At 68.9% G+C, this 13,110-nt stretch carries 13 protein-coding genes; 3 read left to right on the forward strand and 10 right to left on the reverse strand.

Going from position 1 to position 13,110, the window contains the following annotated elements:
• Positions 1 to 59: 59 nt before the first annotated feature.
• From rsmD to MTY59_RS26820, 4 genes are all read right to left on the reverse strand, one after another.
• Complete coding sequence (gene rsmD, locus MTY59_RS26805; protein WP_221043830.1) at positions 60 to 614, reverse strand: 16S rRNA (guanine(966)-N(2))-methyltransferase RsmD; 555 nt, start codon at positions 612 to 614, stop codon at positions 60 to 62.
• Positions 615 to 624: 10 nt separating this feature from the next.
• Positions 625 to 1,272, reverse strand: coding sequence for a vitamin K epoxide reductase family protein (locus tag MTY59_RS26810; protein ID WP_221043831.1), 648 nt, complete (start codon positions 1,270 to 1,272; stop codon positions 625 to 627).
• A complete protein-coding gene (locus MTY59_RS26815) occupies positions 1,269 to 2,036 on the reverse strand; it encodes a DsbA family protein (protein WP_221043832.1) in 768 nt (255 codons plus the stop codon). The genes MTY59_RS26810 and MTY59_RS26815 overlap by 4 nt, the downstream gene beginning before the upstream one ends.
• Positions 2,037 to 2,137: 101 nt before the next feature.
• Positions 2,138 to 3,256: an alpha/beta hydrolase gene (locus MTY59_RS26820; RefSeq protein WP_221043833.1), complete on the reverse strand. Its 1,119-nt coding sequence runs from the start codon at positions 3,254 to 3,256 to the stop codon at positions 2,138 to 2,140.
• Between the two features lie 476 nt (positions 3,257 to 3,732).
• Between MTY59_RS26820 and MTY59_RS26825 the strand changes: the two genes are divergently transcribed.
• Positions 3,733 to 4,578, forward strand: coding sequence for an aldo/keto reductase (locus MTY59_RS26825; protein WP_221046678.1), 846 nt, complete (start codon positions 3,733 to 3,735; stop codon positions 4,576 to 4,578).
• Positions 4,579 to 4,582: 4 nt separating this feature from the next.
• Here MTY59_RS26825 and MTY59_RS26830 read toward each other — a convergent pair whose 3' ends face one another.
• The 4 genes from MTY59_RS26830 to MTY59_RS26845 all read right to left on the reverse strand — a co-directional run bounded on the left by MTY59_RS26830 (position 4,583) and on the right by MTY59_RS26845 (position 10,055).
• The gene (locus MTY59_RS26830; protein WP_221043834.1) at positions 4,583 to 5,296 is read right to left on the reverse strand and encodes an HNH endonuclease family protein; all 714 of its coding nucleotides are present in this window, start codon (positions 5,294 to 5,296) and stop codon (positions 4,583 to 4,585) included.
• Positions 5,293 to 7,512, reverse strand: coding sequence for an ATP-dependent DNA helicase RecG (gene recG / locus MTY59_RS26835; RefSeq protein WP_221043835.1), 2,220 nt, complete (start codon positions 7,510 to 7,512; stop codon positions 5,293 to 5,295). Before recG ends, MTY59_RS26830 begins: the two co-directional genes overlap by 4 nt.
• Positions 7,513 to 7,514: 2 nt before the next feature.
• Positions 7,515 to 9,215 (reverse strand): DAK2 domain-containing protein, encoded by a 1,701-nt coding sequence (locus MTY59_RS26840; RefSeq protein ID WP_221046679.1) that lies wholly within the window; start codon positions 9,213 to 9,215, stop codon positions 7,515 to 7,517.
• A gap of 177 nt (positions 9,216 to 9,392) precedes the next feature.
• Positions 9,393 to 10,055, reverse strand: a complete 663-nt coding sequence (locus tag MTY59_RS26845; protein ID WP_347881605.1) for a hypothetical protein — start codon at positions 10,053 to 10,055, stop codon at positions 9,393 to 9,395.
• Positions 10,056 to 10,526: 471 nt separating this feature from the next.
• Here MTY59_RS26845 and rpmB point away from each other — a divergent pair, with 471 nt between their 5' ends.
• Positions 10,527 to 10,721: a 50S ribosomal protein L28 gene (rpmB, locus tag MTY59_RS26850; protein ID WP_007775450.1), complete on the forward strand. Its 195-nt coding sequence runs from the start codon at positions 10,527 to 10,529 to the stop codon at positions 10,719 to 10,721.
• A 124-nt stretch (positions 10,722 to 10,845) separates the two neighbouring features.
• Here rpmB and MTY59_RS26855 read toward each other — a convergent pair whose 3' ends face one another.
• Both MTY59_RS26855 and MTY59_RS26860 read right to left on the reverse strand, forming a co-directional pair.
• Complete coding sequence (locus MTY59_RS26855) at positions 10,846 to 11,667, reverse strand: mycofactocin-coupled SDR family oxidoreductase (RefSeq protein WP_221043836.1); 822 nt, start codon at positions 11,665 to 11,667, stop codon at positions 10,846 to 10,848.
• A 2-nt stretch (positions 11,668 to 11,669) separates the two neighbouring features.
• Entirely contained in the window at positions 11,670 to 12,569 is a 900-nt protein-coding gene (locus MTY59_RS26860; protein ID WP_221043837.1) for an SDR family NAD(P)-dependent oxidoreductase, read from the reverse strand.
• 95 nt (positions 12,570 to 12,664) lie between these two features.
• On the opposite strand from MTY59_RS26860, the gene MTY59_RS26865 reads away from it, so the two are divergent.
• The gene (locus MTY59_RS26865) at positions 12,665 to 13,108 is read left to right on the forward strand and encodes a nuclear transport factor 2 family protein (protein WP_221043838.1); all 444 of its coding nucleotides are present in this window, start codon (positions 12,665 to 12,667) and stop codon (positions 13,106 to 13,108) included.
• Positions 13,109 to 13,110: the final 2 nt, after the last annotated feature.

The raw sequence follows: 13,110 nt of genomic DNA on the forward strand, positions 1-13,110 counted from the left end.
ATGTGAAGGGGTGGTCTCCGTCCATCGGCGATCATGACGAATGACGGTACACGCCCGCCTCACTGACGCTCGGCCAGCTCCAGACGGGTGTCGCCGTAAACCCGATGCGGCCACACCGACCACCCGGCCGGCCAATTCAGTGGCGCGCCGCCGGCCGCCCGCTCCACCACCGCGACGCTGCCCGCACGCACCCAGCCGTGTGCGGCCAACGCGGCCAGTACGGCCTCGACCTCGGCGGCGTCGACGTCGTAGGGCGGGTCGGCCAACACCAGATCGAATGCGGCCGCGGTCCCGGCCGCCAGCACGGTCGCCACCGCTCCCCGGCGCAGCGTCGCGCCGGGCAGGCCCAGGGTTTCGATGTTGCGCGCGATGACGGAGCCGGTGCGCGAGTCGGACTCCACGAAGAGCGCGGCGGCGGCGCCGCGGGAAAGCGCCTCCAATCCCAGTGCGCCCGAGCCGGCGTAGAGATCCAGCACGCTGAGCCCGGTCAGCTCCAGGCGCGCGGTCAGGATGTTGAACAGCGACTCGCGCACCCGGTCGGTGGTGGGCCTGGTGCCGCGCGGCGGGACCGCGATGCGACGGCCCCCGGCCGCGCCGCCAATGATCCGGGTCACCTGCAGCTACCTACAGCAGCGTCGACCAGTAGTCCCAGAACCGCGCCATGATCAGCAGGAACACCGCGGTGAACCAGAGCGCGGCGACCGACCACCGCCATTGGAAGAGGACCCACGCCGGACCGGTCTGGCGGTCTTGCAGCGCCGGGCGATAGGCGATGGAGGCGACCACCACCAGCAGCGACATGGTGACCGCCCAGACCACCATGCAGTACGGGCACAGCGCGTTGATGCGGTACAGGCTCTGGAAGATCAGCCAGTGCACGAACACCGCACCGACCAGCACCCCGACCGTCAACCCCACCCAATACCATTGCGGCAGAGCCACTTTCGTCAGCGCCAGCAGCCCGGTGACGACCACGACGGTGAAGGCCACCAGACCCAGCAGCGGGTTGGGGAAGCCCAGCAGCGACGCCTGCGGCGTGATCATCACCGAGCCGCAGGACAGGATCGGGTTGATGTTGCACGACGGCACGTACGACGGGTTTTCCAGGATGTCGATCTTCTCGATCGTCAGCGTCATCGACGCCGCCAGGCCGATCAGACCGGCGATCAGCACCCACCAGGCGCTGAGCGCCGGCACTCGCGGCGCCGGCGACATATCCGCGGTCAGGTCGCCCGTGGGGTCAGCGGCTGCCGTGGACACCGCACCGGTCACATGGATGCCGGCGCGACCGCGCCGTCGATGCCCGGGATGTTGCCCACGATCTCTTTGATCTTGTTGACCAGCGCATCGGGCGTCGACGGGTCGTAGTCGTCACCGTTGATCTTGATGGTCGGCGTCGCGTTGATGTGCGCGGTCGCCGCTTCGCCGGTGACCTTGGACAGGTACTTGCCGCTGTTGATGCAGTCCGGAACCTTGCCCGCCGCTCCGGCCTCGCGGGCGAGTTCGATGAGCCGCGCGTTGTCCGGGAACGTCTTGGCGGTTTCACTCGGCTGGATGTCGGTGCTGAACAACGCGGAGTGGAAGCGCCGGAACGCGTCCTGGGACTCGTCGGCGACGCACAGGGCCGCGGCCCCCGCGCGCGACGAATAGTTCTGGTTCCGCGAACTGTCCAGGATCGACACCATGGAGTAGTCGGCGGCGATGGCGCCGAGGTCGATGAGCCTGGACACCGTCGGGCCGAAGGTGCGCTCGAAGTTGCCGCACGCCGGGCACAGGAAGTCCTCGTAGAACGTCACCACGGCCTTGGGGTTGCTGCTGCCCGGCTGGGTGACCAGCTTGCTCGACGTCACCCGGACGGTGTCGCCGGCGCCGGTGGGACCGGTCTTCTTGTGGTGCGACGTCACGATGTAGAAGACGAGGGCGACCGCGAAGATCACCACGAATGCGGTGCCGCCGATTTGAACCAGCCGGTTCGACTTACCGCCGGATGCCGACTTCATGTCGAATCGAGGGGGACGTTTGGGTTTGTCGGCCACAGGTTCCCTGATCTTTCGGTACGAGTTGTCGGTCTGCCCGGTTGCGGACAAAGCGATCGGACAAAGCGCCTCTAGATTACCGGCGCCGGCCGCTCGAGGAATCAGACCCGGCTCAGGTGTGCGCGCAGGGCCGAAATCAGCTCGCTGGTCGCGACCATGCTGTCGCCTCCCAGAGGGAAGAGATTGGCGAAGCCGTGGGTCAGCGAACCCAGGTACCGCAGGTCCACCGCGACCCCGGCGGCCCGCAGCGCCTCGGCGTAGCTCTCGCCCTCGTCGCGCAGCGGGTCGAAGCCGGCGACCGCGATCAGCGCGGGAGCCAGGCCGGTCAGCGATTCGGCCAGCGCCGGGGATACCCGCGGATCGGTGCGGTCGAGTTCCGAGCGCCGCAGGTACTGCGATTCGAACCAGTCGATGTCCCGCTTGGTCAGCAGGAAGCCGCGCGAGAACAAGGTCAGCGACCGGTTCTGCGCGGTGAAGTCGGTGCGCGGATAGATCAGCCATTGCAGCACCGGTGCCGGGGCGCCCTCGTCGCGCGCCATCTGGCTGACGACCGCGGCCAGGTTGCCGCCGGCACTGTCGCCGCCGACCGCGACGCGACCCGGCGTCGCACCCAGCTCGCCGGCGTGCCGGTAGGCCCAGGTGAAGGCCGCGTAGGCGTCCTCGATGGCGGCCGGCGCCGGGTGCTCGGGGGCCAGCCGGTAGTCGATCGACAAGACGTGGATGCCGGCGTCGCGGCAGGTCAGCCGGCACAGGGCGTCGTGGGTGTCCAGGTCGCCGATCGACCAACCCCCGCCGTGATAGAAGACCAGCAGCGGCGCCGCCTCCCCGCCCGCCGGGCGGTAGTGGCGGGCCGGGATGTCGCCGGCCGGGCCGGGCAGCGACAGCTCGTCCACGTCGACGTGGATCTGCGGGCCGGGGAACCCGACGGTCGACTCGCGCATCTGCGCGCGCGACGCCTGCGCGTCGTCATCCACGACCAGCCCGTCGATGCCGACGGCGCGCAGGCCCGAAAGCATCAGCTGCAACGTCGGATCCAGCGTGTTGCCGTCGATGATGACCGAACGGCCACGGACCAGCCCTCGTCTGATGGCGGTCGGGATCCACGGGATGACCTTGGCCCCGACGCCGGTGACGGCGCCCTGGATGCGACTGGCCAGCGGCATCGAGGCGCGGGCGGCGCCGAACTCGAGCTCCGGTGCGCCTGACAGAGGCCTGGTCATGGGCAACCCCCTTAAACAACACGTGCTAACGCTCGACGACGAACGGTGATTCGGTTACCGCTACCCAATCGCCTCAAGGCTTGCCGGCCCCGGCGGCCACCAAACGCGCGATCAGCGCCGCCGTCGTCGGTTACCGGCAAATCGACATCGCCGCCGCCCCCGCGTCCTACGCAGGACCGGCCGAACGGCTGCCGATTCCGGTGTGCCGCGCGACTAACTGTACGGGGTGGCGTACTCGATGCAGAAGGCGCGGATGGACACCTGCCCAGGTGTTGATTAGGTTGCTTTTACTGGCTCGGTAATATCGTGATCCCCAAGTCGGTGAGCTGTCATCAGACTGCGAGCAACTTCGACGTGTTCGATATCGAACTGAGCGCCTCGAACTCGGCGCCGAACGGCGTTGGTCTCTCGTTGATGACGGAACCCGGCTCGGTGCACAATCTCGAACCTTCAATTTCACAGGCAGGTGAATGAATTTGGCCGGCGAGTCGGGCTCCGCCTTACCCTCCATTGCTCTCAACGACGAAAACACGATCCCGGCCCTGGGCCTTGGCGTCGCGGAATTGTCGGATGACGAGACCGAACGCGCAGTGTCCGCGGCGCTGGAAATCGGCTGCCGGCTGATCGACACCGCCGCGGCCTACGGGAACGAAGCCGCCGTCGGACGCGCCATCGCCGCTTCCGGCATTCCCCGCGCCGAGTTGTTCGTCACCACCAAACTGGCGACGGCCGACCAGGGTTTCCAGAAAGCGATGGACGCCTGCAGCGCCAGCCTCGAGCGCCTCGGCCTGGACTACGTCGACCTCTACCTGATCCACTGGCCCGCCCCGAGCCTGGGGACCTACGTCAACTCCTTCGGCGGCCTGATCCAGTCGCGCGGCAACGGTCAGGCCCGCTCGATCGGGGTCTCCAACTTCACCGACGAGCACCTGACGACAGTCATCGACCTCACCTTCGTCACCCCCGCGGTCAACCAGATCGAGCTGCACCCGCTGCTCAACCAGGAAGCGCTGCGCAAGACGAACGCCGAGCACAACGTGCTCACGCAGTCCTACACGCCGCTGGCGCTGGGCAAATTGAACGACAACGCGACGGTGAATTCGGTCGCCGATGAATACGGCAAGACCGCCTCGCAGGTGCTGCTGCGGTGGAACCTGCAGCTGGGCAACGCGGTCGTCTTCCGGTCAGCCAACGCCGAGCACATCGCCTCCAACTTGGACGTGTTCGACTTCGAGCTGGCCGCCGAGCACATGGATGCGCTCAACGCGCTCAACGACGGCACCCGGCTGCGCCCGGACCCGGAGACCTACACGGGCTCGTAGCCCGCTATCCCGTCGGGCAGGTCGTCGCGGCCTGCCGCAGCACGCCGGTCGACGCCAGGTCCACCGGCAGCGCATAGCCGCGCAGCACCGCGATGAACTGCATGGCGTACTGGCAAGCGAACGCCGCGTTCGGCGGCATCCATTGCGCCGGCGGCGAATCGCCCTTGTCCTGATTGGCCTGCCCGTCGACGGCCAGCAGGTTGGCCGGGTCGTTGGCGAAACGCCGCCGCTCGGGGGCGGGCCAGCCGCTGGCGCCCATGTCCCAGGCGTAGGCCAGCGGGACGATGTGGTCGATCTGGACGGATTCGCCGACTTTGGGCCCGCGCGCAAACGCGATGGTCTTGTTGGTGTACGGGTCGTGCAGCGTGCCGGTGGCCACCGCGTCCGGACACCGCTTGATCGAGACGTAGGTCTTGTCGACGAGATCGCGGTTGAGGATATCGTCGCGGGTGTCGCATCCGTTGTGCCCCATCGGCGCATCGTTGTCGTCGTCCCAGGCGTCGCCGAACGCCGACCGCAGGTAGTCGTAGCGGTGTTGGCGCAGCGGCACGACGGCGACGCCCGCGAGCACGTCGGTGCCGGGCTGCACCGTCGGAACGTCGGCGCGCGCGGCGTATTCGGCCGAACGCCGGTCCGTCGAGGAGCCCACGGTCTGGTAGGCCACCAGCAGTGCGAGCGCCGCCGCCGCGGCCAGCCACAGCAGCACTTTGCGGTTCACGCTTTGTCCAGATACTCGATGCGGTCGGTGTCCGTGAATCGCGCCGCCAGGACGGCCAAGCCGCGGTTGGAGCGGTCGTCGGTGTAGGCCTGAACGCAGAAGTCCCGGGCCGCCTCGATGAATTCCTGATGGTCGGCCAGGGACAGCAGCCGCAGTGTGATCGCCTTGCCGGACTGGTTGCGGCCCAACACATCTCCCTCGCGACGCTCCTTGAGGTCGAGGTCGGCCAGGGCGAACCCGTCCAGCGTCCCGGCCACCGCGGTCAGCCGCCGGCCGGCCGACGAACCCGGCGCGGACCAGCTGGCGAACAGGCACAGGCTCGGGTGCCGGCCGCGACCGATCCGGCCGCGCAGCTGATGCAATTGACTGATCCCGAACCGGTCGGCGTCCATCACCAGCATGAGGGTGGCGTTGGGCACATCGACGCCCACCTCGATGACGGTGGTGCACACCAGCACGTCGACCTCGCCGGCCCGAAAGGCCGCCATCGCGGCGTCCTTCTCCTCGGGCGACAGCCTCCCGTGCATCAGGCCCAGCCGCAGGCTGGCCAGCACCCCCGAGCGCAGCCGGGCATACAGTCCCTCGGCGGTCTCCGGGGCCTTGGCGTTCTGCTCCTCGTTACCCGGGTCGTCGCTCTCGTCGATGCGCGGCGCCACCACGTAGGCCTGGCGGCCGGCCGCGACCTCCTCGGTGATGCGCTGCCAGGCCCGGTCCAGCCACGCGGGCTTGTCCTTGACGAAAATGACGTTGCTGGTGATGGGTTGGCGGCCGCGCGGAAGTTCGCGCAGCGTCGAGGTTTCCAGATCGCCGTACACGGTGAGCGCGACGGTGCGCGGGATCGGCGTCGCCGTCATCACCAGCAGGTGCGGTGTCACGCCGGGACGGGCCTTGGCGCGCAACTGATCTCGCTGCTCGACGCCGAAGCGGTGCTGTTCGTCGACCACCACCATGCCCAGGTTGTCGAATTCCACCGCGTCCTGCAGCAGCGCATGGGTGCCGATGACGATGCCGACCTCGCCGCCGGCGATCTCGGCGCGGATCTGCTTCTTCTGCGCGGCCGTCATCGAACCGGTCAGCAGCGCCAGCCGGGTCCCGTTGTCGGCGCCACCGAGCTGCCCCGCCATCGCCAACGGACCGAGCACGTCACGAATCGACCGGAGATGTTGCGCGGCAAGCACTTCCGTCGGCGCCAGCAGCGCACACTGGTAGCCGGCGTCGACCATCTGCAGCATCGCCAGCACCGAGACGATTGTCTTACCCGAACCCACCTCGCCCTGCAGCAGGCGGTTCAGCGGCCGGGTCGCCGCGAGCCCGTCGGACAGCACGCCGAGCACTTCGCGCTGCCCCGCGGTGAGCTCGAAGGGTAAGCGCCCCAACAGTTCTGCGGCCAAACCGTCCGGACGCGGCGGTGCCGGCGGACCCGACTCCGACAGCTCGCCGTGCCGGCGGGCCACCAACGCCCACTGCAGGCCGACGGCTTCGTCGAAGGTGAGGCGCTCCCGGGCCCGCTGCCGCCGCGGCTCGCTCTCGGCCAGGTGGATGTCGCGCAACGCCTCGTCCTCGGAGACCAGGCCGAGCTTCGCGCGCAGCCCCTCGGGCAGTGGATCCGGCACCGGATCGAGCACATCGAGCACCTGGCGCACGCACGAAAAGATGTCCCAGCTCTGCAGTTTGGTGCTCGCCGGATAGATCGGGAAGAAGTGGCGTTCGTAGACGTCCAGCAATTCTTCGCCGCTGGTCGCGCCCGAGGCGTCGGCGATGTTCTTCAGGGATCGGGTTCCGCGGTTGCGTCCGTCCGGGGAGTCGAGGATGAGGAACGCCGGGTGCGTCAACTGCATCACGTTGTTGAAGAATCCGACCTCGCCGGAAAGCATCACCTTGGCGCCCTTAACCAGGTCCTTCTTCAAGTAATTCGCGTTGAAGAACGTCGCGGTCACCTTGCTGCGCCCGGCGCCCAGCGTGATGCGGTGGCACAGTTTCTTCGGGGTCTTCTTCATCGGGAACGTCTTGGTTTCGGCGATCGTGTCGATGATGGTGATGTGCTCGCCCGTTTCGGGTCGCTCGCCGTCGGCTTCCCAGCGACTGGCGCCCTCCGTGTAGCTGCGCGGGTAGTGGCGCAGCAGGTCGTCGACGGTCCGGATGCCGAACACCTCGTCGAGGGAGTCGGCGGCCTTGGCGCCCACGACGAAGTCCAGCCGGTCGCTCAGCGACACCATCGCTACTCGACCCCGATCAGCAGCGCGTCGCCGTGGTGGCCGGTGCGGTAGGTGACCAGTTCGGTTCCGGGGTGGTGGTCGTGCATGTGCTCTTCCAGGATGTCGCCGACGGCGCCGGCGTCGCCGTCGGTGTCGATGCCGGCGCCCAGCAGCACCGTCACAAGGTCGCCGCCGGAGGCCAGCAGAAGGTCGAGCAGGCCGATCGCGGCCCCGACCGCGTCGGCGGCCACGATCAGCACCTCGTCGCCCGCGATGCCCAGGCCGTCGCCGGGGCGGCAGCGCCCCGCCCAGGTCAACGCGCTCTCGGTGGCGATGCGCACCGAGCCGTGCCGTGCCGCACCGGCGGCGCGGGCCATGGTGTAGCCGTCGTCCACCGCCTGCCGGTCGGTTTCGTGCACGGCCAGCGCGGCCAGCCCCTGCACCATCGACCCGGTCGGGATCGGCACCACGTCGATCCCCCAGCCGATGGCCGCGGTGCAGCCGGCCACCAGTTCCTCGGCCGCCACGTAGCCGTTCGGCAGCACCATCACCTGGGCGGCGCCGGTGTCGACGACGGCCCGCATCAGCTGGTGCGCGCTGATGTTGGTGACGGGATCGTGCCCGGCCGGGTCGCGCTGCAACACGCAGGCGCCCTCGCCGGCGAACAGGTCGGCCGCGCCGTCGCCGTCGACCACGGCAAGCACCGCCCGCTCCCGCGTCCAGCCCCCGGCGGGGAGGCCGGGCGTGCCGGAGCTCAGCGCCGAGATGACGATCCGGCTGAGCCGCCCGGTCGCCAGCCCCGCCTCCACGGCGGCGCCGGCGTCGTCGGTGTGCACGTGCACCGAGTACGTGCGCTGCGCCGACGACGGCGCCGAGGCGATGCCCACCGAATCACCCAGCTCCTCCAGCCGGTCGCGCAGCGTGTCCGCCGCCGCGGGCTCGCAGCCGTCCAGCCGGTACATCACCTCGAACTGGAATGCCGGGCGCTGCGCGGCCGCCTCCGGCTGCGGCGCTCGCGGCGACAGCTCGTACACCGTGCGGGCGGGCGCTTGCCCGGTGATGGTGGATCGCAACGCGTCCAGCAGAACCAGCAGACCGCGCCCGCCGGCGTCCACGGCGCCGGCGTCGGCCAGTACGTCAAGCTGTTCGGGGGTCTTTTCCAGCGCCACCACCGCCGCGTCACCGGCGGCGATGACCGCCGGCACCAGCCCGTCCCCGGCCTCGGCGCACCGCGCAACCGCACCGGCGGCCGCCCGCAGCACAGACACGACGGTCCCGGGGACCTCCTCACCGCCCATCGAGCTGATCACCAGCTCCACGCCGCGCTGCAGCGCCCCGCCGAGGACGACGGCGTCGATGTGGGCCAGTTCGCCCCCGGCGTCGGCCGCGGCCGTCGCGGTGGCGTCGGCGATGCCGCGCAGGATCTGCGACAGGATCACCCCGGAATTGCCGCGCGCGCCGTTCAGCGCGCCGGTCGACAGCGCCGCCGCGGCCCGCGCCGCGCAGGTCGAGCCCTCGGCGACGGCACACGCCTTGGCTTCGGCCAAGGCCGAACGCATGGTGAACAGCATGTTGGCGCCGGTGTCGGAGTCGGCGACGGGGAAGACGTTGAGCCGGTTGATCTCGTCGATGTGCGTGATCAGGTCGCTGACGGCGGTGTGCGCCCAGTCGCGCAGGGTGATCGCGTCCAGGAGACGATCCTGCGACGTGTCAGCAGTGCCCAGGGTGACCCACCTCCTCCGCACCAATTTTGGGGTGGGCGCCAGCGTAGCCGTGCGATGGAGCCGCTGCGTTCAGTTGCTCGCCGCCGTTGCGAAAGCCCGAGCAGCGAGCACCAGATCCATCTGATCGAGGTGGTCCTCGACGCCATTCACCATCGCAAGAATAAACCGCGGCCCGACCTAATAGCCCTGCCTGATACCGGGATTGGCCTGCCCCACGAGCATGCGCTGATTGCTGCCGTCGCGGCTCACCCCGTAGCGACTCATCTGATAGTTGATCGACGCGCATGCGGCGGCCACCGGATCCCATGCCGAGTTCGACGTCCCCGCCTGGTGAAAAGCCGCGAAGGTATCGGGCATCACCTGCCACGGGCCCCGGGTCGCGTGCAGCGGGCCTCCGTCGAGCTGGGGCGGCCCGTAGGCATTGCTGTCCGACAGGTTGATGGCATTCGAGTGGAACTGGGCTTCGTGATCGGCGATGGTCATCATTCCCTCGATCCAATGGCCGCGGGCCGGCGCCTCGGTGATGCCTATCCGCGTCAGCGCCTCTTCCAGGTAGCCGCGGACAGCGTCCGGTCCGTCCGGCCAGGCTCCCCGACCGTCGAAAACAACCTGCCTCAGGTCTATCCCGCGCGGGGCGGCGGCAGGCTCGTGCACCGCGGCACGAGCGCCGTCGGGCTGCCACCAAAGAGCTGCGGCACCGGCCCGGCCGGACCACGACGCTTTCGGGCCCGGCCCGAAGCCGCCGGCCGGGCTGTTGCCCGAGGTACCACCCATAGCGACGCTGCCCAGCGCCGTGACCACCAGATAAGCCGCCGCGACCCGTCGCAACCGCGATGCCAACCGTCGTACGCCCGCCGGACAGCCGCGTCGGTTTTCGACGCGGGCGGAACCAGCGGTGTTTTCGGCGCGCGCAACCACTCCGCGCACTCCCCTCAAAGCCTGCCGATATTGCTTCCCAGCCCCATCCGCAGCTCCGCGCGGGCCGGCACCACCGGGAAGAAGACTTCAGCCACGGGCGGCGCGCCGTCCACGCCTGACACGGGACCGCACCGACCATCGGCGGCGACGCCATCCTAGCGGCGGTTCGCCCGGCAACCCCGATGCGACCGGCAACTGTGATCGACTACATGTCGACGGCGCGGGGGGTTCCAGCACACAGTTGACCCGGCGTGACCCCACATAGCCGCAGGGTCAGACCGTTGGCGACCGTTTTGGTGGTTGCCACCACAGTCGGTATTCTGGTTGAGCCCGGGCGAACCCGGGCTGTCCCGGCCAGATTGCCGGACCCCCGAGATTTGAGGAGCTTGAACAATGGCCGCTGTGTGCGAGATCTGCGGGAAAGGCCCCGGCTTCGGTAAGTCGGTGTCACACTCCCACCGCCGCACCAGCCGCCGGTGGGACCCCAACGTCCAGACCGTGCACGTCGTCACCCGTCCGGGCGGCAACAAGCAGCGCCTGAACGTCTGCACGTCCTGCATCAAGGCCGGCAAGGTCGTCCGGGGCTAGCGGCGATCGCGAGGGCGGCGTAGCCGGGCGAAGCGGGTCGCCGCCATTCAGGCTAGCGCCGATCGCAAGGGCGGGGGACCGGTCGAAGCGGGTCGCCGCCATTGGGGCGCAGAGCAGCCGTCGTTCACATGACGACGTGGCCGGCGTCGACGGGCACCGACACGCCCGTCACATAACGTGCTTTCGGGCCGGCCAGCCACAGCACCGCCTCAGTCACGTCCTGCGGTTCGACCAGCGGCACGTCCGGCAGCAGCATCTGGGAGACGGCAGGATTCGGGTTCTCCAGCATTCGGTTGACGACGAAGTCGTTGAGGATCATCGGCGTCGTGACACCGGCCGGGTGGATAGCGTTGACCCGGATCTTGTGCGGCGCATAGGCATTGGCGGCCGAACGCATCAACCCCACCACGCCGTGCTTGGATGCGGCGTAGGCGAACATCGCGGAACTGCCGTCGCCGCCGCGCCCAGTCAGACCCTGCGACGAGCTGATCATCACGATCGAGCCGCCCCGGCCCTTGCGGATGATCGACGGCACCGTCGCGAGCAGCGTGTGCCAGACCCCCTTGAGATTCGTATCCACGATCGAGTTGAACACCGGCTCGGAATGGGCGTCGGTGTCACCGATCGCGACCACTCCCGCGTTGGCGATGACGATGTCCACCTCTCCGATGGCATCGATCGCGCCCTGCACCCCGGCCTCCAGCTGTGCCAGGTCGCGGACGTCGGCGACGACGGGCACGGCTTTGCGCCCGGCGGCTTCGACCAGTCGTACGGTCTCGTCGAGATCGGCCTTGGTTCCCAACGAGTACGGAATCGCCTCGAGATCGGCGCAGATGTCGACGGCGATGATGTCGGCGCCCTGCTCGGCCAGCGCCACGGCGTGGCTGCGGCCCTGGCCGCGCGCGGCGCCGGTGATCACGGCAACCGTGTTGTCGAATTCGCCCATGACTACACCTCCATCGTCGTGCCGGTCTCGCGCTCGGCGAAGGCCACCAAGCGTCCGGCGGTGTCGTAATCGCACGCCAGCGCCGTGCGGCCGGTGAGCACCGGGCCGCCGCGCAGCCCGAACCTGCCGCTGACCCCGACGTAGCTGCCCGGCGGAATCGGCTCGCTGATGCAGTAGAGCGTGGGCGCCGCACCTTCGTCGATGTCGTTGGCCAACCGGTCGGCCACCGCCTTGACCCCCTTGTGGGCCAGCGACATCAGCGGCGAGTCGCCCAGGTTCGACAGGTTGGAGGCCACCCAGCCGGGGTGGGTGAGCTGCGTGACGATCGGCGATCCGGCCGCGCGCAGCCTGCGGTCCAACTCCAGCCCCCACAGCATGACCGCGAGCTTGGACTGCGCGTACGCGCCCAACCGCGTCCACTTGTGCTGACGCAGGTGCGGGTCGTCGAGCCGCAGCGTCGCCGAACGGTGCGCATCGGAGCCGACGTTGATGATCTGCGAGCGCACCCTTCCGAGCAGCAGATTGGTCAGGGCGAAGGGCCCGAGCAGGTTGGTGCCGAGCGTCATCTCGAAGCCGTCGACCGTCTCGGTGCGCCGGTCGGTCAGGGCCCCCGCGTTGTTGACCAGGATGTCCACCGGCTCGTCGATCAGGCCCGCGAACGCGCGCACCGACGACAGGTCGGCGAGGTCCAGCTTGACCACGGCGGTTGAGCCGCCCATCGCAGCAATTTCGGTGGCGCGTTGCTCGCCGAGTTGGGTGTTGCGCACGGCCAGGATCACGTGCGCACCGGCTTTGGCGAGCGCACGCGCGGTGCCGAGCCCGACGCCGTTGGTCGCTCCGGTCACGATCACGCGTTTGCCGGTGAGGTTGCCGAGTCTGCTCGGCGTCCACGGTGAGGTCACGGCGATCAAGAGTAATGGTCGGTTCTATGTAAGTTGGACCGGTTCTGCCAACATTGTTGCGGAACACAGCGGCAGACCCCCGAGGCGGTTCGACGATGAGTGACAGCGCCACCGAGATCACCAACCTCATCTACACCTATGCGCAGCTTCTCGACGGCGGCGACCTGGACGGGGTGGCCCGGCTCTTCGAGCACGGCCGCATCTGTGGCATGGAGAACGGCCCGCCTGAGACGGTGTTCGCGGGTTCCGCGCGGGTGCGGGAGATGTATGACATGGCCACTCGGATCTACGAAGACGGCACCCCGAAGACCAAACACAACACGACCAACGTGCAGCTCTACATCGACGAGGCGGCCGGGACCGCGCGGAGCACCTCGTATTACTGCGTCACGCAGGCCACCCCGGAGCTGCCGCTGCAGGTCATCGTGACCGGGCATTACCAGGACACGTTTCACCGCGTCGACGGGGCCTGGTGCTTCGAAAGCCGCACCATGTTCGTCGACCAGGTCGGCGACGTCAGCCGGCATCTGAAGTTCTGATC

The organism is Mycobacterium senriense (assembly GCF_019668465.1).
Classification (GTDB): domain Bacteria; phylum Actinomycetota; class Actinomycetes; order Mycobacteriales; family Mycobacteriaceae; genus Mycobacterium; species Mycobacterium senriense.